Annotated in this window: 13 protein-coding genes; 6 read left to right on the forward strand and 7 right to left on the reverse strand. The window is 72.0% G+C overall.

What is annotated here, in order from left to right:
• Positions 1-96: 96 nt before the first annotated feature.
• A complete protein-coding gene (locus tag WMF28_RS41390) occupies positions 97-1,230 on the forward strand; it encodes an FAD:protein FMN transferase (RefSeq protein ID WP_437599248.1) in 1,134 nt (377 codons plus the stop codon).
• 91 nt (positions 1,231-1,321) lie between these two features.
• Here the strand turns inward: WMF28_RS41390 and WMF28_RS41395 are convergent, their stop codons facing one another.
• The 4 genes from WMF28_RS41395 to WMF28_RS41410 all read right to left on the reverse strand — a co-directional run bounded on the left by WMF28_RS41395 (position 1,322) and on the right by WMF28_RS41410 (position 7,810).
• Positions 1,322-2,245, reverse strand: coding sequence for a hypothetical protein (locus WMF28_RS41395; protein WP_437599249.1), 924 nt, complete (start codon positions 2,243-2,245; stop codon positions 1,322-1,324).
• Between the two features lie 124 nt (positions 2,246-2,369).
• Positions 2,370-3,158 carry an enoyl-CoA hydratase-related protein gene (locus WMF28_RS41400; RefSeq protein WP_437483545.1) on the reverse strand — a complete coding sequence of 263 codons (789 nt, stop codon included), beginning with the start codon at positions 3,156-3,158 and terminating at the stop codon, positions 2,370-2,372.
• Positions 3,159-3,202: 44 nt separating this feature from the next.
• A complete protein-coding gene (locus tag WMF28_RS41405) occupies positions 3,203-5,869 on the reverse strand; it encodes a M1 family aminopeptidase (RefSeq protein WP_437599250.1) in 2,667 nt (888 codons plus the stop codon).
• A gap of 75 nt (positions 5,870-5,944) precedes the next feature.
• Positions 5,945-7,810, reverse strand: a complete 1,866-nt coding sequence (locus tag WMF28_RS41410; RefSeq protein ID WP_437599251.1) for a bifunctional homocysteine S-methyltransferase/methylenetetrahydrofolate reductase — start codon at positions 7,808-7,810, stop codon at positions 5,945-5,947.
• Positions 7,811-7,924: 114 nt separating this feature from the next.
• Here WMF28_RS41410 and WMF28_RS41415 point away from each other — a divergent pair, with 114 nt between their 5' ends.
• From WMF28_RS41415 to WMF28_RS41425, 3 genes are all read left to right on the forward strand, one after another.
• Positions 7,925-8,806: a hypothetical protein gene (locus tag WMF28_RS41415; protein ID WP_437599252.1), complete on the forward strand. Its 882-nt coding sequence runs from the start codon at positions 7,925-7,927 to the stop codon at positions 8,804-8,806.
• Between the two features lie 117 nt (positions 8,807-8,923).
• Positions 8,924-9,505 carry a hypothetical protein gene (locus WMF28_RS41420; protein WP_437599253.1) on the forward strand — a complete coding sequence of 194 codons (582 nt, stop codon included), beginning with the start codon at positions 8,924-8,926 and terminating at the stop codon, positions 9,503-9,505.
• Positions 9,506-9,569: 64 nt separating this feature from the next.
• On the forward strand, positions 9,570-10,544 hold the full coding sequence (locus tag WMF28_RS41425; RefSeq protein WP_437599254.1) for a phosphotransferase family protein: 975 nt from the start codon (positions 9,570-9,572) through the stop codon (positions 10,542-10,544).
• Positions 10,545-10,565: 21 nt separating this feature from the next.
• On the opposite strand, the gene WMF28_RS41430 is transcribed toward WMF28_RS41425, so the two are convergent.
• Both WMF28_RS41430 and WMF28_RS41435 read right to left on the reverse strand, forming a co-directional pair.
• The gene (locus tag WMF28_RS41430; RefSeq protein ID WP_437599255.1) at positions 10,566-11,792 is read right to left on the reverse strand and encodes an aminotransferase class V-fold PLP-dependent enzyme; all 1,227 of its coding nucleotides are present in this window, start codon (positions 11,790-11,792) and stop codon (positions 10,566-10,568) included.
• Positions 11,767-13,713, reverse strand: a complete 1,947-nt coding sequence (locus tag WMF28_RS41435) for a YgiQ family radical SAM protein (protein WP_437599256.1) — start codon at positions 13,711-13,713, stop codon at positions 11,767-11,769. Before WMF28_RS41435 ends, WMF28_RS41430 begins: the two co-directional genes overlap by 26 nt.
• A gap of 469 nt (positions 13,714-14,182) precedes the next feature.
• Here WMF28_RS41435 and WMF28_RS41440 point away from each other — a divergent pair, with 469 nt between their 5' ends.
• Positions 14,183-14,884 (forward strand): RNA polymerase sigma factor, encoded by a 702-nt coding sequence (locus tag WMF28_RS41440; RefSeq protein WP_437599257.1) that lies wholly within the window; start codon positions 14,183-14,185, stop codon positions 14,882-14,884.
• Positions 14,885-15,495: 611 nt separating this feature from the next.
• Here WMF28_RS41440 and WMF28_RS41445 read toward each other — a convergent pair.
• Complete coding sequence (locus WMF28_RS41445; protein ID WP_437599258.1) at positions 15,496-18,135, reverse strand: pentapeptide repeat-containing protein; 2,640 nt, start codon at positions 18,133-18,135, stop codon at positions 15,496-15,498.
• 162 nt (positions 18,136-18,297) lie between these two features.
• On the opposite strand from WMF28_RS41445, the gene WMF28_RS41450 reads away from it, so the two are divergent.
• Positions 18,298-18,933, forward strand: a complete 636-nt coding sequence (locus WMF28_RS41450) for an HAD hydrolase-like protein (protein ID WP_437599259.1) — start codon at positions 18,298-18,300, stop codon at positions 18,931-18,933.
• Positions 18,934-19,420: the final 487 nt, after the last annotated feature.

Here is a 19,420-nt window from a genome sequence, read left to right on the forward strand (position 1 = left end):
GTGGCGCCGGCGGAGGAGCTCCGCCGCCGGCGCCCGTCCGCGACGATGCCGCGCGGTCGGGCGTCCTCGCGGTTCTCACGGAATCAGGATCCTCGAATGGTCGGACTGCGCTGCTCCTCGCTCCTCCTCGGCCTCGCGGCGATGCTCGCGCCGCCCGCGCTCGCCGCGTGTGACGCTCCGCGCGCGCGTCAGGAGGCTCCGCCGGCGGCCTCGAGCGCGGCGCGTGCGCCGGATCGGGGCGCGGCGGCGCAGGCAGAGCCCGCCCGCGTCGCGGTCGAGGCGAGGGCGATGGGGACGAGCCTGCTCCTCGCCGCCTACACGAGCGCGGCGATGGACGAGGCAGCGATCAGGGCCAGGCTGGAAAAGGCGATCGCCGAGATCCGCAGGCTCGAGGGGCTCATGACGACCTGGCGGCCGGAGAGCGAGCTGTCGAGGGTCAACGCGGTGGCCGGGGAGGGCGCCGTGGAGGTGAGCCCGGAGTCGCTCGCCGTGATCGAGAAGAGCCTCTGGATCAGCGAGCGCTCCGGGGGGGTCTTCGACATCACCTTCGAGGCGATGCACGGGCTCTGGAAGTTCGATGAGGACATCGACGACAACGTGCCGCGGAGGGACGATGTCGAGCGGGCGCGGGCGCTCATCGATTACAGGCAGATCAAGCTCGATCGCGCGAAGCGCACGGTGATGCTCGGGAAGCCGGGAATGCGGATGAGCCTCGGGGGGATCGCGAAGGGCTACGCCGTCGACGCCGCGGCGCGGGTGCTGCGGGCGGAGGGGCTCTCGTCGTTCTTCGTCCAGGCAGGCGGGGACCTCTACATCGCCGGGAAGAAGCCGGATGGGTCACCATGGCGGGCGGGTATCCGGGATCCGCGCGGCAAGGACGCGAGCGACTACTTCGCGATGATCGAGGTCGAGGACCACGCGTTCTCGACGGCGGGCGACTACGAGCGGAGCTTCATCAAGGATGCCCGGCGCTACCACCACATCATCGATCCGCGGACGGGATTCCCGGCGTCCGAGAGCCGGAGCGTCACCATCTGGGCGAAGGACGCGCTGACCGCGGACGCGGTCGACGACGCGGTGTTCATCCTGGGGGCCGAGAAGGGGCTCGCGCTCGTCGAGTCGATCGAGGACTGCGGGGCGGTGATCGTCGACCGGAGCAACAAGGTGTGGGTGTCGAAGCGGCTCGGCGGGAAGGTCGAGGTGCTCCGCCAGCCGACGGATGGGCTGTAGGTGGGGCTGGCGCCGGGGACGCGCTGCGGGGGGAGGGCGCCTTCGTGCGCGGAGGGAGGCTGGAGGCGGGCGCCTCGCGATGTGCGGCGCTTCAGCCCTCGAAGAGCTCGTCCAGCGTCCTGGCGGCGAGGATCCGCTCGGCCCATACCGCGAGCCGCTCGCCGGACGCAGCGAGGATCTGCTCCCGCCTCGCCTCGGGCACGTCTCCGAACCGCGTCCGGAGCTGGTGCAGCAGCACGGCACGCTGGCCCTCGTCGAGCCCCGCGCGCCGCCCCTCGTCGAGCCCTGCGCGCCGCCCCTCGTCGAGCCCTGCGCGCCGCCCCTCGTCGAGCGCCGCCTGGCGCTCGCGGGCCTTGATGGCCTCGATCTCGGGGTTGCCCTTGCGCTCCAGCGCGCGGACGACCTCACGCTCGGCCGCCGCGCCGTCGAGCAATGCGCGGACGGGGACCGGACGGACCAGGCACGGATCCTCGAGCGTCGCGTCAGGCGTGAGCGGCACGAACCGCCCCTCGGCCGCCGACCATTCGGCGACCTCGTCGCGCTTGACGAAGAGGGCGAAGACGCGGCGCACGCCCCGGGCGAGGAGATCCTCGGCCTTCTCGCGCACGTCCCGCATCGATTGCTCGTTGACGATCTCGAACGAGAGCTCTTCCAGGTACCGGCGCCCCGTCGCCGGATCGGTCCCCGCCCTGCGGATGGAGAGGTCGGTGGCGAAATCCGAGCCCTCGGCGACGCGGGTGATGAGATCGGCCGCGCCGATGTAGCCGGGCCGAAGGTGCGGCGCGATCAGGAAATCCAGCCGCACCTGCTGCTCGGCGTGGGGCTCGAGCGCCGGCGCCGCGACGACCTTGCGCCCGCGGATCAGCTCGTCGCGCGTCACCTCCGGCACCACGAGGTGCTCATCCACGGCCGGGAAATGCGCCCGCCGCGTCTCCGCAGGCGGGAGCTTGGCCGCCGCGCCGCCCCGGGCGGCCGGGGCGAGCAGGAGCGCGGCACCGGTCGGCTTCGGATCCATGAGGACAAGGCTAGCACGACGGCGGTCCCACGAGCCTCGCCGCCGCGCCAGCGCGCGCCGCGGGGCCGCTCCCGGAGCGCGCGCCGTCACCGCCGCTCGCGGCCGTCACCGCCGCCCGCGGCCGTCACCGCCCCCGGTACACCGGCTTCCGCTTCTCGGCGAACGCGCGCAGCGCCTCGAGCCGATCCTCGCTGCGCAGCGTCTCGTCGTAGTGCACCCGCTCGATCTCGAGGCCGAGATCCAGCGGCACGTCGTAGCCGTCCTCGATCGCCCGGAGCGCCGCCGCCTGCGCGATGGGCGCGCCGCGCGCGATCGGCTCGATCCACGCGATCGCGTCGTCGACCACCGGCGTCCCCTCGGGCGATACCCGGTTCACGAGCCCCCAGGCGAGCGCCTCGGCCGCGGTGAGCTTCCTGCCGAGCAGGATCATCTCCTTCGCCCGCGCCTCGCCGACGACCCGCGGCAGCCGCTGCGTGCCGCCCGCGCCCGGGATGATGCCGAGCGACGTCTCCGGCAACGCGAGCTCGACGTGCGGCGCCGCCACCCGGAGATCGCAGAGCAGCGCGAGCTCCAGCCCCCCGCCGAACGCGACCCCGTTGATCGCCGCGATCACGGGCTTCGGGCTCCGCGCGAGCACCCCGAGCTCCGTCCGGTACAGCCCCACCTGCCGGCGGACGTCGTCCGGGCTCATGCCCTGCCGCTCCTTGAGGTCGGCGCCGGCGCAGAACGCCTTGTCTCCGGCGCCCGTGATCACGAGCGCCCGCACCTCCGGATCGTCCACGAGCTCGCGCCCGAGGCGCCCGAAGGCGAGCAGCGCGTCGCGGGAGAGCGCGTTGCGGCGATCCGCCCGATCGAGGGTGAGCACCGCGACCGCGCCGCGCCGGTCGAGCTTCACGGGAGAGGCGTCCGACATGGAGCCTCCCTAGCCGACGAGAGCGGCGCGGCAAAGAGGCGCCCTCACTTGGCGTCGGCCGCCTTCTTGGCCTTGGTCCCCGTCGCCTCGAGCTTGCCCAGCCGCGCCCGGATCTCCGCGTTGTCGCGCCGCAGCGCCTCGAGCTCGTCCCGCAGCCGGTCCAGCTCGCGCTTGCCCGCCCCGCCGAGATCGCGGAGCACCTCGCGGATCCGCCGCCGCACCCGGCCGTCGAGATCGCGGTCGAGCTGCCGCTGGAGCGCGCCGCGCGACCGGCCGTCGGCGAGATCGCCCAGCGCGCGCGCGACGTCGACCCGGAGGTACGGATCCGGCTGATCGAGCAGCTCCTCGAGGAGCTCGCGCGTCCGCCGATCGGTCGAGAGCTTCGGCAACGCCAGGATCGCCGCGCGGCGCCCCCGCGTCGGGATGCCGTAGCGCGTGCGGGCCGTCAGGTGCGGCACGGCGCGCTCGTCGCGCAGGTTCGCCAGCCCGTCGATCACGCCGCAGCGGATGACCTCGCCCCAGGAGGGACGGTCGAGCAGGTCGATCAGCGTGTCGAACCCCGCGCTCTGCCGCGTCGCCCCGAGCGCCCGCGCCGCCTCGGCCTGGACCAGGTAGCTCGCGTCGCGCAGGGCGAGCCGGCCGAGGAGCTCCGCCGCCCTGGACGACCTGAAGCTGCCCAGGGCGCTCGTGACCGCCCGCCTCACCTTCGGGTGCTCGACGCCCGCGTTGCCCTCGAGCAGCGCGAACGCCGCGCTCGACTGGAGCGCGGCGAGCGCGCTCGCCGCGGCGGCGCGCACCCCCCAGAACTCGCTCGCGCCGGAGAGCGACTGCCCGAGCGCCCGCGTCGTCGGCGGGTCGTCGCGCCGCGAGAGCGGCTTCGCGGCGAGCATGCGGCCGCGCGCCGTCGGCGCGTGGGCGAGCTGCGCCCGCAGCAGATCGGCCGGCGCGTCGATCTTGACCTCCCCCAGGATCCTGAGGTCCGGATCCACCACGACGAAGCGAGGACGCCGCGGGAGCGGGATGACGAAGGTGTGCGCCTGCTGGTCCACCCGCCGCACCTCGCGGCGCACGCTCGAGCCCTTGCCGTCCGCGAAGCCGAAATCGAGCACCAGGTCGAACGCGAAGACAGGCGGCGTCGAGGCGTCCGGCTGGAGCGCGTGCTCCCGGCTGGGGTGCTGCCCGGCCGCCTGCGTCTGCTTCACGGTGACGGTGCACTGATCGCCCTCGAGCTCGATCTTCACGTCGAGCTCGGGGTGTCCGGCGCGGAAGACCCACTGCTCGAAGAAGCGCTCCAGCGACTTGCCGCTCACGTCCTCGAACGCGCGGGCGAGATCCCGTGTCTCCACGACCCCGCGCGCGTGGCGCGTCAGGTAGGTGCTCACCCCGCGCCAGAAGAGCTCGTCTCCGAGCTCCCGGCGGAGCAGGTGCAGCACGAGCCCGCCCTTCTCGTAGAGGTGTCGATCGAAGACGTCGAGCGGCGCCTCGTAGTCCTGGCAGACGATGGGCCGCCGGTAACGCCCGCGCGCCTCGCCCAGGTACGCGTCGAGATCGGCCTTCACGCTGTGATCGTACTCGTCGGCGCCGAGGTGGTGCTCCCGATAGACGTGCTCCATGAAGGTGGCGAATCCCTCGTTGAGCCAGCCGTGCGACCAGTCGCGGCACGTCACGAGATCGCCGAACCACTGGTGCGCGAGCTCGTGCGCGATGAGGTCGTCCGACGAGATGTCGAGCGCCGCCCGCTCGTCGAGCAGGATGTGCTCGTACATCGTGGTGGCGGTCGTGTTCTCCATCCCGCCGAAGATGAAGTCGCTCACCACCACCTGCGCGTAGCGACGGAACGGATACTTGACGCCGAGCTTCTCGCTGAAGTGACGGATCATGTCCGGCGTGCGCGCGAACGTGCGGCGGCCGTCCTCCTCGCGCCCCCTCGGCACGAAGTACGCGAGCGGGATGTCGAGCGCCGCGTCGTCGATGCGGGCGAAATCGCCGGCGACCAGCGTGAACAGGTAGCTCGGGTGGGGCTCGTCCAGCCGGTAGTGGAAGACGCCCGCCTTCTGCGACCTCGCGTCGCCCTCGAGCTCGCCGTTCGACAGGCAGTACCAGCCCGGCGGCACCTCCGCGCGGAGCTCGGTCGTCTGCTTGATATGGGGCTTGTCGATGCAGGGGAAGATGTGGCGCGCGTCCTCGTCCTGGCACTGCGTCCAGACCTGGCGCGGGCGGTCGGGGACGTGCTCGTCCGGCTCGAGGAAATAGAGCCCCCGCCGCGGCGTCGCCCGGTACCGGACCAGGATCGACACCTCGGCCTCGTCGAGCGGCACGGCCACGCGGAGCGTCTCGCCGTCGTACGTGTGCTCGGCCGGGTGGAACGCGCCGCTCGCCGCCTTGCCCGCGCCGCGCCGGGGCTTCGCCGCGCGCCCGGCGCCGGCGCTGATCTCGACCGCCTCCAGATCGAAGCCGACGGCGTCGAGCGCGATCTCGCGCGCGGCAGGGTCGACGCGGACCGCATCGAGCCGCGCCGTGCCGTGGATCGAGCGCTCCGCGACGTCGAGCGCGAGATCGAGGGCGAGGTGGCGGATCGTGAACGGGCGCGAGCGCTCGTAGACGCGCCTCGTCCCGGCGAGCGCGAAGGGGCGGGACGCGAGCGCGAACTCGGACGACGAGAGCGCGGAACCGCAGGCACAGCGCGAATGAAGCCGGTACTCTAGGGACATCTCGGCGGAGTTTCCCCGCGCGGCGCCCGGCGCTGCAAGGAAGAACTCATGCGCCGGAGCGGGCGGCCGGGCGGTTCAGGTCGTCTTGAGGCCGTCGAGCACCTCGAGCGCGAGCTCGTACTTGCCGAGCGGCGGCATCAGGTAGGCCCCCTGCACCCGGTCGCGCACCGAGAAGAGCATCTCGCGGGCGATCTTGACCCCCTCCTTGCGCGCCTCGGGTCCGGCTGGCACCTTGCGCATGCGCTCGCGGATCTCCTCGGGGATCTGCATGCCAGGCACCTCGTTGTGGAGGAACTCGGCGTTCTTGTAGCTCACCAGCGGGAGCACGCCGACCAGCACCGGCATCCCCAGGTGCTCGATGCGCCGCAGCACCTTCTCGAGGAGATCCTGGTGGAAGATGGGCTGCGTCATGATGATGTCGGCCCCCGCGGCGCGCTTGCGCTCCAGGCGCGCGACCTCCTTGTCGAGGTCCGGGGCGCCGGGCTCGAGCCCCGTGGCGAGCAGGAACGACGTCTTGCCGCCCGGGATCGGCTTGCCAGCCGGGTCGAGGCCGCGGTTCATCGTGCTCGCCATGTTGAGCAGCCCGATCGAGTCGAGGTCGTAGACGGCCGTCGCCTCCGGGTAGTCGCCGACCTTCGGCGGATCGCCCGTGATGATGACGAGGTTCTTGATGCCGATCGCGTGGGCGCCGAGCAGGTGCGCCATCTGGCCGATGAGGTTCCGGTCGCGGCCGCAGACATGCAGGATCGGCTCGATGCCGTAGCGCTGCACAAGGAGCGAGCAGAAGGCGAGGTTCGTCATCCGCGCGGTGGCGCGCGGGCCGTCGGCGACGTTCACGACGTCGACGCCGCTGTCGATGAGCATCTTCGCCGCGCTGAGCGCGCTCTCGGGGCTCAGGCCCGGCGCCGGGTTCACCTCGACGGAGACCACGAACTTGCCCGCCGCGATCTTCGCCGCGAGGGGGCTCCGCTCGCCGAGCGGCGTGGGCTCGCTCCCCGTGGGCGCGTCCATCGTGACGTGCGGGCGCGAGGCGATCTCGGGCACGGCGCCGCCCCGGAGCATGCGGGCCGACTTGGCCATCCACTTGACGTGCTCCGGCGTGGTGCCGCAGCAGCCGCCGATCATCACGGCGCCCGCCTGGATCATGCGGCGGGAGAAGACGTCGAAGTACTCGGGCGTCGCCATGTAGAGCAGGCGGCCGTCGACCGTGCGGGGCAAGCCCGCGTTCGGCTGCACGCAGAGCGGGAGCCCCGCGGTCGCCATCCGCTCCGCCATGGCGAGCGACAGCTGCGGGCCGTCGCCGCAGTTGACGCCGAGCAGGTCGACGCCCCAGTCCCGCAGCGTCCGGGCGACGCGCTCCGGCTCGCTGCCGTCGGCCACGACGCCGCTCGTGTCGAACGTCATCGACGCGAGCACCGGGAGCCCCGGCGCGGCGCTCCGCGCCGCCTCGATGGCGAGCTTGATCTCGTCAAGATGGCGAAATGTTTCAAGAACCAGGAGGTCCACGCCCCCCTCGGCGAGCGCGCCGGCCTGCTCGGCGAACGTGCCGGCCGCGGCGGCGAGGTCGTCGCGCGTGGCCACGCCGGGCACGAGCCCGGTCGGGCCGATCGAGCCGGCGACGTAGGCGTCGCCGCCCGCGATCTCGCGCGCGATGCGCGCGCCCGCGAGGTTGAAGTTGCGCACCTCGTTGACGAGCCCGTACCGCTCGAGGCGGAACCTGTTCGCGCCGAAGGTGTTCGTCTCGATGACGTTCGCGCCCGCCGCGAGGTAGTCGGCGTGGACCTTCTTCACGAGATCGGGGCGCGCGACGTTGAGCTGCTCGAAGTTCTGGGTGACGAACACCCCGCGCTCGTAGAGCAGCGAGCCCATCGCGCCGTCGAACACGAGGATCGAGCGCCGGATCGCGTCGAGGAGCGGGGCCTCTGGTCTCGTGCGGGACATGGGGCGCATCGTAGGGTCGGTCCGGCTTCTCAGGAAGGGGGCGCTGCGCGGTTGACGTCGCGGTTGACGTCGCGGTTGACGTCGCGGTCAGGATCTCGGTAGGCAGATCTCGAGATGAGCACGCCCCGATGGCTTCACGCATTCGCCCTGGCGGTCTCCGCCGCTGCTCCGCTCCTCGCCGCCTCCTCGCCGGCGCACGCCTGGGATCCGGTGGTGCACCGCTCGGACGCGGGCGTGGATCTCTACCTGTGGAGCGCCCGCGTCCTCGGCGCGTCGATCGCCGCCGTCCCCTTCATCCAGTTCGAGCCGACGCCCGATCTGTTCATCAACCTCAAGTTCCCGCTGGCGCTCTCCCTGAACGGCCCGGGGGATCTCGAGGATCCGCGCGACGGCCAGTCGCGCGCGGGGCTCGGCAACCCGACGTTCACGCTCTACTACTCGGACAGCAAGCGCAAGCTCACGTGGTACGCGGGCGGGCGCGCCGGGCTGCCGCTCGGCGTGGTCGACGACTACGACTGGCGCTGGGCCACGGCCTATGCGTCGGGGGCGATGGCCTATTACGATCTGCACCTCTGGGCGGCCGACGCGCTCCCGATCGGCGGGCTCGGCGGTATCGAGTACCGCTTCGGGCGCCCCTTCGTGCTCAGGGCGGGCGGCGACCTCACGTTCTTCGTCCCGGTGGGCGACGGTGGCCAGCGCGGGTCCTTCGGCGGTTCGGGCGATCTCGACGTGGTGTTCCAGGCGAAGATCGAGCCGGAGTTCCAGAGCCGCGCCGGCTTCGGTGGCGGCATGGCGCTCCAGACCGTGTGGGTCCCGTCCTCGGTCGCAGATGACCGGGGGCAGGTCTCGCTGCTGCCGTATTTCGTGTATGACAGCCAGAAGAGCTTCTTCATGCGGGCGGGCGCGCTCCTCGCGCTGGACGCGCCGCTCGGACCGGCCTTCGACCGGGGGAGGATGGCGTCGCTCTACCTGCAGTTCGGTGGGCACATCGACTAGCGCGCCGGGCGGCTCGACAGGGCGAGGGATGAACTGCAGGGGCACAGGTGCCGTGTCGGGCAGGACGGCGCCGCCGGCGCGCTCGCCCAGGCCCCTCGCCGTCATGGAGGCTCGAACATGACCCGTCGCCGCGCCATCGCCTGGGGCGCCGCCGCCGTCGCCCTGGTGGCCCTCGCGCTCCTCACGTTCCTGCTGAACCGGCCTCCGCCGGACACGACGCCCGAGGGCGCCTATCTCCGCATCGCTTACCGCCTCGGCGCCAACGATCTGCGCACGTGCTTCTCGTACCTCGAGGACCGGGCGCAGCACGCGGCCTACACCATCCGGGACTACCGGCTGAAGGCGAGCGAGCGGATCGAGGCGAGCTACCCGGAGCCGGAGCGCACACGCCTGCTCGAGCAGTACCGCGCGCACGCGATGGCCGAGGACGGGGCGGACGTGTGGGTCGACATCGCCGCGAAGCAGGGCTTCGCCGCGCGCCTCCGGCGCGATCTGTCCGGCGTCGCGAAGGTGGAGGTGACGGGCGAGCGGGCCACGGTCGAGACGGCGCGCGGCACGCGGTACCCGTTCCGGCGGCGGGACAACGGCATCTGGGGGCTCACGCTCTTCACGGCGGAGCTCGTGGCCGAGGCCGAGCGGGCCGCGCGGGACTGGGACGTCGTGGAGAAGGCGGCGCTCGATTACGAGCGGGGGCGGTGAACAGGCGCCGCCGGAGCGCGGTGCTCGTGGGCGATCGCTCGGCCGGGGCAGGGAGCGCACCCTCGTGGAGCTGAGCCGCGCGGACGCTTCGGCGATCGATCCAGAGGCCAGAGCCGCAGCGCTGCGAGAGCTCGGCGTGGACCCGGGCGCCTGGCTGGCGAGCGGGACCGAGGCAGAGGTCTACGGCTTGACCGACGAGCGCGTCCTCAAGCTCTATGCGGATCCCGGCCGGGCCGGCAAGATCGAGGTGCTGAGGAGGTTCTATGACTCCCTGCGCGGTGAAGGGCTGACCTTCGCGCTTCCGCGGATATACGACGTCACGCCCATTCGAGGGCTGCTGGCCGTCATCGAGCGCCGGATCGAGGGGGAGCCGCTCTCCGAGCTGCTCCCTGATCTCGATGCCGAAGCCGCGCTCACGGCGCGAGAGCGCTACATCGACGCTGTCACGGCCCTGGCGGAGCTCAAATCACCTCACGGCGTGTCGCAGTACCTCCTGCTCGACGCGTCCGGGGCGAGCAGCGCGCGGGCGCAGGGCTGGTATGAGTTCGTCTACCGCCTCGCAGAGATCAAGATAGAGCGGCAGCGGGCTTCCCTGGAGGCCGACGTGGTCGATCTCTCCGCCAAGCAGGCCCGGCTCCGCGAGCTCTACCTCGGCCAGAGGTACGATGGCCCGCTGTGCGTCGTGCACGGGGACTTCTTCCCGGGAAATGTGCTGATGCGCGACGCCGAGAGGGTGGCCGGCGTCATCGATTTCGGGAGCTTCACCATGTTCGGTGACCCCTTGTATGATGTCTCTCTCGCGTGCGTGCTCTTCGATATGTACGGACCTGAGAGATCGTCGGTCCGTGACGAGCTGATCGCTGTCGCGTTGCGCAAGGTCGGCGCGGATGAAGAGGGGAAGCTCTATCGTTACGCGATGGCCTATGCGCTCATGTCATGTGACCTGTACTCCGGCGCGGAGGGGTTGCGCCAGGATGGTCACTACAGGTGGGCCGTGGATCTGCTGAACACGGAGTCTTGCTGGCAGCGCATGGCGTGATCGCACCGCGGACCCCGCCGCTCACCCCTTCGCGATCCGCCCGAGCGCCTCGTCCGCCGACAGCAGCACCTGCTCCCACTCGTCCAGCGCGTTCGGCCAGTGCGGCGCGAAGCGCAGCACGCCGTCCGGGATCGCGCAGGCGATCCCGAGGCGGGTGATCTCGCGGTAGAGCTCCACCACCGAGGCGCCGCCCGGCGGCCTCACCCCGAGCGCGCACCCTCGCAAGGCCGGATCCGCCGCGCGGAGGCTCTCCCAGCCGCGCTCCCGCAGCGCCTCCTCGAGCGGATCCAGGAAGCGGTTCGCGTGCTCGTGGATCCGCTCGACCCCGATCTGCAGGATCAGGTCCACCGCCGCCTCGAGCCCGGCGTAGCCCGCCGCGTTGAGGTTGCCCCCCTCCACGAAGTCGGCGCGCTGCCGGATCGGCCGGTCGTACCGGAGCTTGCCCGGGCCCTGGAACAGGAAGCTCACGCCGTCCTCGTGGCTCAGCCAGCCCGCCACCGCCGGCCGGAGCGCCGGCAGACGCTCGCGGCGGATGTAGAGGAAACCCGTGCCCTCCAGCCCCATCAGCCACTTGTGCCCGCCGCACGCGAGGTAGTCGACCCCGGCCGCCTCGACGTCCACCGGCGTCGCGCCGACCGCCTGCACGGCGTCCACGCACAGCTCGGCGCCGTGCGCGCGGCAGAGCGCGCCGATCGCCGCGAGCGGCATCCGGAGGCCCGTCTGGAACTGCACCGCGCTCACCGCGACGAGCCGCGCGCCGCGCCGGAGCTCGTCCTCGAGCCGGGCGAGGCCCGAGCCGCTGCCGTCCGCGAAGCCGCCGAGCGGCAGGAAGACGACCTCCAGGTCGAAGAGCGCCGCCGCGCGCTGCCACGGGGTCACGTTCGCCGGGAACTCCCCCTCGAAGAGGATCACCCGGTCGCGCGGCCGCCACGGCAGGCACAGGGCGATGTCGGTGAGCCCGCGCGTCGTGCTCTGCACGAGCGCGATGTCGTCAGCCGCCGCGCCGATGAGCCGGCCGAGCTTCTCCCGCAGGCGGAGCCGCTGCGCGCTCCACGCCGGGAACGCGGCCGCCCCCTGCGCGGCGTAGTCGTCGAGCAGCGCGATCATCGCGAGGCGCACCGGCCGCGACGGGGGCGAGATCCCCGCGTGGTTCACGTAGACGAGCGGCGCGAGGTGCGGGAACAGGCCGCGGTCGCCGAGCTTCGCGGCGAAGGCCCGAGCGTCATCGATTTCGGCGGTGTGTCGCATCGGCTGGCTTCCCCCGGCGCTCGCCGCGGACCTTGGCGAGGTAGCGCGGCGGCGCGCCCTTGCCGGCCGCCGGCGGCACGAGGCAGTGCGGCTTCGTGCCGATGAGATCACCGCGGCCCGCCTTGATCAAGGCCTCCCGCGCCTCGTCGTGGTGCGCCGCGTCCCAGTAGAGCAAGAGCGCCTTCTGGAGCTTCTTCTCGCGGAGATCCTTCGCCGTGTACACAGGCTCGCGCGTGAGCGGGTCGATCCCCGTGTGGTACATGCACGCGGCCATCGACATCGGCGTCGGGATGAAGTCCTGCACCTGGCGCGGCCGCATCCCGTTCTTCTTCAGGTACACGGCGAGATCGACCATGTCCCGGAGCGTCGAGCCGGGGTGCCCCGAGATGAAGTAGGGCACGAGGAACTGGTTCTTCCCGGCCTCCTCGCTCGCGCACCGGAACTGCTCGGCGAAGCGCTCGTAGCTCTCGATGCCCGGCTTCTTCATCTTGTCGAGCACGTCCTTCTTGCTGTGCTCCGGGGCGACCGAGAGCTGGCCGCCCGTGTGGTGCGCGGCGAGCTCCTCGATGAACTCGGGCGACCGCTCGGCGAGGTCGTAGCGCACGCCGGAGGCGATGAAGACCTTCTTGATCCCCTCCTCCTCGCGCACCGCCTTCATCAGCTTGAGCAGCGGGCCGTGGTCGGTGTTCAGGTTCTCGCAGACCTCCGGGAAGACGCACGAGAGCCGCCGGCAGGCGTTCTCGATCGCCTCGTCCTTGCACCGCATCTGGTACATGTTCGCGGTCGGCCCGCCGAGGTCGCTGAGCACGCCGCGGAAGCCGTCCATGCGCCGGAGCGCCCGCACCTCGCGCAGGATGCTGTCCGCCGAGCGCGACTGGATCACCCGGCCCTCGTGCTCCGTGATCGAGCAGAACGTGCACCCGCCGAAGCAGCCGCGCATCGTGACGACCGAGTGCTTCACCGTCTCGTAGGCCGGGATCGGCGCGTCGTACGACCAGTGCGGCACCCGCGTGAACGGCAGGTCGTAGAGCGCGTCCATTTGCCCCGTCTCGAGCGGGAACGCCGGCGGGTTGAAGTACACAGCCTCCGCGCCGTGCGCCTGGAGCAGCGGCCGCGCATTGCCGGGGTTCGTCTCGAACTGGAACGCCCGCGACATCTCGGCGAACGCGCCCCGGTCCGCCGCCACCTCCTCGTAGCTCGGGAGGAGCACAGTTTTTCCGTCCGAGACGTAACGTGAGCCCTCGATCGGCTCCCACTCGCCCTTGCGCATGGGGAAGGCGGTGCCCCGGACGTCGCGGATGGACCGGACGGGCTCGCCGCGCCGGAGGCGGTCGGCGACTTCCCAGACGGCCTTCTCGCCCATGCCGAAGATGAGCAGGTCGGCCTTGGCGTCGAGCAGGACCGAGCGGCGGACCTGGTCGGACCAGTAGTCGTAGTGGGCGATGCGGCGCAGGGACGCCTCGATGCCGCCGAGGACGATGGGGACGCCGGGGAACGCCTGGCGGCAGAGGTTGGCGTAGACGATCGAGGCCCGGTTGGGGCGGAGGCCCACCTGTCCGCCCGGCGAGTACTGGTCCTCGCTGCGGACCTTCTTCTGGGCGGTGAGCTTGTTCAGCATCGAGTCGAGGTTGCCGGCGGTGACCCCGACCATGAGCCGGGGCACGCCCATCCGCAGCAGGTCGCTCGGGTCCTGGTAGCGGGGCTGGGAGATGACGCCGACGCGGAAGCCGCGCCCCTCGAGGAAGCGGCCGATGATCGCCGCGCCGAACGCGGGGTGGTCGACGTAGGCGTCGCCGTTGACGAGCAGGATGTCGAGCGCGTCCCAGCCCCGCGCGCGCATCTCCTCGCGGGTCGTCGGCAGGAACGCGGTGAGGTCGCGAGCGGCGGCGCCGGCGCTGCGGCGGAGCTGGAGGAGGGGCACGGCGCCGTCACCCTACGGGTCGGGAGAGCGGTCGGCAAGGGGGCGGCCGCGGCGGCGCCGGCCGGTCGGCCAGGGAAATTCCGCGGCTCGGGGCGAGCTTCGGGGGCGGGGGAGGCGGAAAAGGCGCGGCCGAGGCCGGCGCCCGGGGGGCGGGCCGGCGGGCGCCGCCCGCGTTTTCGCCGGCAAAACGCGCAAATTGCACGACACCCCGCCAGCAGATCACGAATTCGTGTGGACGGAGCATCGAATCTCCGGGGGCGACAGGAGGGCTGGCTCGCCGGGGGCGGGCTCGGGGCCGCGCGGGAGTCGCTCGGTGCGAGTCACGCGGCTGCCATAAAAACACTGCAATAACGCGCGGTTACGCGGCGAGGGGGCCGGTTCCCAAACGACTCGGAATGAGGGTTCGTAAAAATTATATGTGGAATCTCAATCCGACGATGCTCTTCGCGCCAAACATCAAAGCTTCGTTGTGCTGCACGAGGTAGGTGTTCCTTTCCTTCGCAGGACGCTCCGCGGGTATGGCGTCGACCCTCACGATCTCGAGGACGTGCTGCACGACATCCTCCTCGCGGCCTACCGCGGTCTGGAGGGCTTCGACGCGAGCCGCCTGCTGCGCGCCGCCCTGGGGTTGCGCGACGAGGACGAGGTGGGCGGTAGCCAGCCGGTGCCGTTCAGCGCGGTGCTTCCCTATGTGAGCCGCCTGCGGGCGCGGCGGGCGTGGGACCCGCTGTACCGGTGGCTCTTCGGGATCGCGTGGCGGCAGATAACCCACTACCGGCAGCGGGCGTTCCGGCGCCGCGAGATCCCGGTGGGCCTGCAGGGCGGCAGCTCGATCTTCGCCGGCGTCGACAGGCGCCCCCGCCTGGAGCAGCGGGTCGAAGCGACGGAGCGGGCCGAGGTGATCGACCTGCTGCTCGCGAGCCTCGTCCCGCAGCGGCGCGTCATGCTGGTGATGCACGACATGCTCGAGATCCCGGTCGTGGAGATCGCCCGGGAGCTGCAGATCAACGCGAACACGGCCCAGAACCGCCTCCGGCTGGCCCGGGAGGACTTCCGGGCGGCGGTGAAGCGGCTCGGCCCGGAGCAGCGGAGCGCGCTGCGCCTCGGCGAGACGCCGTTCGCCGCCGAGGCGACGACGCGCCGCCGGCCGGCGCCCCGGCGGCGCGGGTAGAGTAGTGTTCGACCGCGGCGGGCACGGCGATCGGGAGCAACGAAGATCCTCCCGATCCACACGTCCGTCGTCCGCCATCCTTCTTCGTGCCCGTCATCCGGCTCTCGTGACCGCCGGTCTCTCGCGAGCGGGCGACCGGCTTCCTCGCCCGGCGCGCCGGTGCCGGCGAATCATGGATCCATGGGGTGAAAGCCCCGAAGCCGCAGAAGATCGAACATGATGCTGCCGTTCGCCTCCTGCTCGTCGACGGTGACATCGAAGCTGAGCCCATGCTTCGGATCGACGGTGCCCCCGGACGCATCGCAATCGCAAACGCGGTATCTACACAAGTCGTCTCGCCGAGCGTCGTCGTGAGGTGGAGGTCCCACGCCCCGCGCTCGTTCCGGGACACCACCGCGCGCGCCTTCAGCGGCGGCTCGCCGTTCGCCTCGAACGGCCGCCCGACGCGCTGCTCGATCTCGGCCAGCACGTGCCCTCGATCCACGCATTCCCCGGGCGCGATTCAGCTCGTTCGAGCGGTCGTTGGCGGTACGAATGGGAGCGCTTCAGATCGTCGCTCTCATGAGCTGGCTTGTTCCACCATGGATGGCAGCACGGCGCCGGCCGCCGGTTCACCTCGGGAGCACGCCCTCGGGCCACTGGGTGCGGGCGTCGTGTTTTACGTCGGGCAGCTGCTTTGGCAGCAGGGCGCCGCGCAGGTCGGCGCCGCGCAGGTCGGCGTAGCTCAGGTCGGCGTCGCGCAGGTCGGCTCCGGTCAGCGCTGCGCCGTCGAAGCGGGCGGCGGCGAAGTAGGCGCCGAGGCGGGCGCCATTCAGCCGGGCGCCGGCGAAGATCGTCCGATGGCACTTGCAGCCGGTGAAGTCGGCGCCGCTCAGGTCGGCGTTGCGGAAGACGGTGTCGAACAGGTCGACGCCGCGCAGATCGGCGCCGGCGAGGGTGGCCCCGGTGAAGTCGAGCACCGCCATCAGGTGCTCGCGCAGATCGAGGCCCGCGAGATCGATGCCCTGCAGCGCGGTCGGAAAGTCCTCGCCGCGGACCTCGACGTAGCGCCGGCGCCAGGCGTTCCAGCGCGCGGCCGCCTGCTTCACCTCGCCACGCAGGAGGGCGCGCGCCTCGTCGGGGGTCGGCAGCAACAGCTTGGCGAGCGCGGCTTCGCCGAGCGTCTCGAACGTCGCGCCCTTGGCGGCGAGCGTCTTGACCACCACGGCGGAGGGCCGCTCGCCGAGCGCGAGGTGGGTGACGCGGGCGTCCGGCTTGCTCGCTACCTCTCCGCCGAGCTCCTTCACCGTCGATTCGCGGAAGTCGGGGCTGGTCGACTTGAAGCGTCCGGCGAACAGGAAGCGCGTCCCGGCGAGGCGCTGCTCGAACGCGGGGGCCGGCGCCGCCGCCCGGCTCGCCTCGCCGGGATCGGGGGCGAGCAGGATCGGCTCGCCGACCTCCGGCTGGGCGGGCCCGAGGTCCTCCACCACGACGTCGCCGCTCGGGCCGACGTGCGCCACGTCGTCGCCGAGCGTCGCCAGCGGCAGCGCCTTGCGCGTGTCCGGCGGCCACACGTCGATGTCGTCGGAGTCGAGCCAGCGCGCGCGGGCCGGGTCGGTGAGGTCGACCCGCAGCAATCGCCCGGCGGAGTCGGCGACCACGAGCCGAGCGCCGCCGACGAACGCGGCTTGCCCCAATCGCACGCCCGGGCGCTCGAGGCGGGCGAGGGTCTCGCCGTTGCGCGGGTCGACGATCAGGAGCGAGCTCTCGGGGCTGTAGTGATTGAGGCTGGCGTCGACGCTGACGGCGAGGATGCCGCGCCCGGACACCGCGAGCCCGCGCACGAGCGTGGTCGAGCCGCCGCTGTCGAGGGGGATGTCGCGGATCGCCGCCGGCGCGGCGCCGAGCCGCCACAGGTGCAGGGCCTCGTCGGCGGTGGCGAGCCAGGCGTCTTGCGGGCCGAACGCGCAGGCCCGCGCCTCGCCGGCGTGCGGCAGCGCGGCGAGGCGGACGCCCCGCTGCAGGTCCCACAGCTCGACGTGGTCCTGGGCCGGCACCGCGAGCAGCGCCTCGCCGCGCGACAGGGCGAGCGGGCCCGAGGCGTGGTTGGAGAGCTCGAAGCTCGCGGATTGCGCCGCGTCGAGCGCGTCGCCGACGAAGATCCGACGATGGTCGAGCCGCACGAGCTGGCCCGACGACAGGCCGCGCTGGTCGGTCGGGGTGAAGCCGGCGGCGATGGCGGTCGATCGGCCGGTGGCGCGGTCCCAGGCGACGCAGGTGCTGTGTGACGCGGCCGCGACGGCGCGAGGCGTGAGCGCGAGCCTGACGATCGGCGCCGGCGCGGCGTCCTCGACCCGCGGCTGGCCGGTCTCGGCCGACCACACGCTCAGGGCGCCGGTGGTCGAGCCGGTGGCGAGCCAGCGACCGTCGGGCGACAGGGCGGTGAGCGAGCCCTGGGCGTGGCGCAGCGGCACGGCGATGGCGAGCTCCTGGCCGCCGCCCGCGACGCGCCACGCCCGCAGCATGTGCTCGTTGCCCAGCGAGAAGGCGCGCGCACCGTCGGGCGAGACGGCGACCCAGCGACAACCCGCGTCGCCGCCGGCGGCGAACTCGTGCCGGCCGCCGAACCGCGGCACCGGCTTCAGGCCCGGCAGCTGCCACAGCTCGACCTTGCCGACGCCGTGACCGACGAGCAGGTAGTCGCCCGCGGGCGAGAAGGCGAGCGCCAGCACCTTGGTGCTCTTGCGCTTGGCCAGCTCGGCGCCGCTGCGCGCGTCGTACAGGCGAACCGTGCCCTTGGCCGAGCCGGTCGCGAGCATGCGGCCGTTGCTGCTGAAGGCGAAGGCGTACAGGTCGCCGTCCGGCTCCTCGATGGCGCGGGCGACGGCCCCGCGCGCGGCGTCTCGCACCTCCGCCTTCGACCCCGCAACGGTGATGAGCGACGCTCCGTCGGGGCTGACCGCGGCGAGGTGCAGCGGTTGTTCGCCGGTCACGGTCCAGACGACCTGCGCGTCGGCGGACAGGCGACGGATCCTGCCCCACGTCGAGACGACGAGCCCGCCGTCGGGCAGGACGCGGAGGTCTCGCCACACGCCGTCGAGCTCGCGCCGGGCAGCGACTGCGCCGGTGTCGACGGCGAAGGTCAGCCAGCGCGTGGCGCCTTGACCGGCGGCGAGCGCCTCCAGGAGGCGCGAGTCGGGCGAAAAGCCGATGCCCGTAAATTCGCCGGGGGCGTTGAAGCAGGAGGCGCCGTAGTCACGACGTGCGGTCATGCGGGTTGCGGTCTATCCGAGGCGGGCGGGGAAATCCAGGGCGAGGACGAGAGTGGATGGTGCGAGGGAGTGGTCCGCCGGGGCGGCCAGAAAGAAGCCTCGCGCGCCGGGCGCCGGATATGGCATGACCGCGCGGGCCCTCGCGCCTGCGGACCACCGACGATGGACCTCCTCTTCGATCTCGACGGCACCCTGACCGAGCCGGCGCTCGGCATCATCCTCTGTTTTCAGCACGCCTTGCAGAAGATGGGGAGGGCGGCGCCGGACGCCGGGCGCCTGCGGCGCCTCATCGGGCCGCCGCTGCGCTCCGGGCTGGCCGAGCTCCTGGCGACGGACGACGCGGCGCTGATCGAGGAGGCGCTCGGGCATTTTCGCGAGCGCTTCGCGACGACTGGCATGTTCGAGAACGAGGTGTATCCCGATGTCCCGGCCGGGCTCGCGGGGCTGGGCGCGGCGGGACACCGGCTCTGGGTGGTGACGTCGAAGCCGGGGGTGTACGCCCAGCGGATCGTCGAGCACTTCGGGCTCGCGCGGCATTTCCGCGATGTCTACGGGGCCGAGCTGTCCGGGGAGCGCTCGGAGAAAGGCGAGCTGATCCGCCATGTCCTCGAGCGCGAAGGCCTGGATCCGCGGCGCACGTGGATGATCGGCGACCGCAGGTTCGATGTCGCCGGCGGCCGCGCCAACGGGACGTCGACCGTGGGCGTGCTGTGGGGCCACGGCTCGGAGGAGGAGCTGCGGGGGGCGGGCGCCGACAGGGTGGTCGCCAGCGTGGCGGAGCTCCTGGCCTGCTTGTAGCGCTGAATTCGAGCCTCCTTGCGCCTGTGCTGGTGGCCTGCCGGGGCGCGCGCCAGCGCGACGGCGCTGTAGCCGCGCGGGGCGACGGGGGGCGTGGGGACCAGGGGGATCGAGACATCCTGGCCAAAAAACAAGACAAAAATCGACGAAATCTAGAGAATAAGCCCGATGATCCAGGTCGATTCGGGCTCCATCCAGAATTTTGTCGCTCGAATCAGGCTAATTCAAAGCGAGATCCAGAAAATCGACTCAATAAACAAGATAAATACACCCTGAAACTAGAAAAATAGCTCAGGAATCGAGCGAATCGGGTCGTTCCGGGGATGGACGGCCGAGCACGCCTGGCTCGGGCCGGCGCTCGACTCGGATCACCTGCCGGTCGTCGCGGACCTGCGATGGGTCGGCGCTGAGTAGACCGGGCTACGCCGGTGACCGGGACGGTCCGCCGGCAACGATTGCTGACCTCGGCGCGCGGAGGAAGGCAGAG

Source organism: Sorangium sp. So ce590 (assembly GCF_051521365.1).
GTDB lineage: Bacteria > Myxococcota_A > Polyangia > Polyangiales > Polyangiaceae > Sorangium.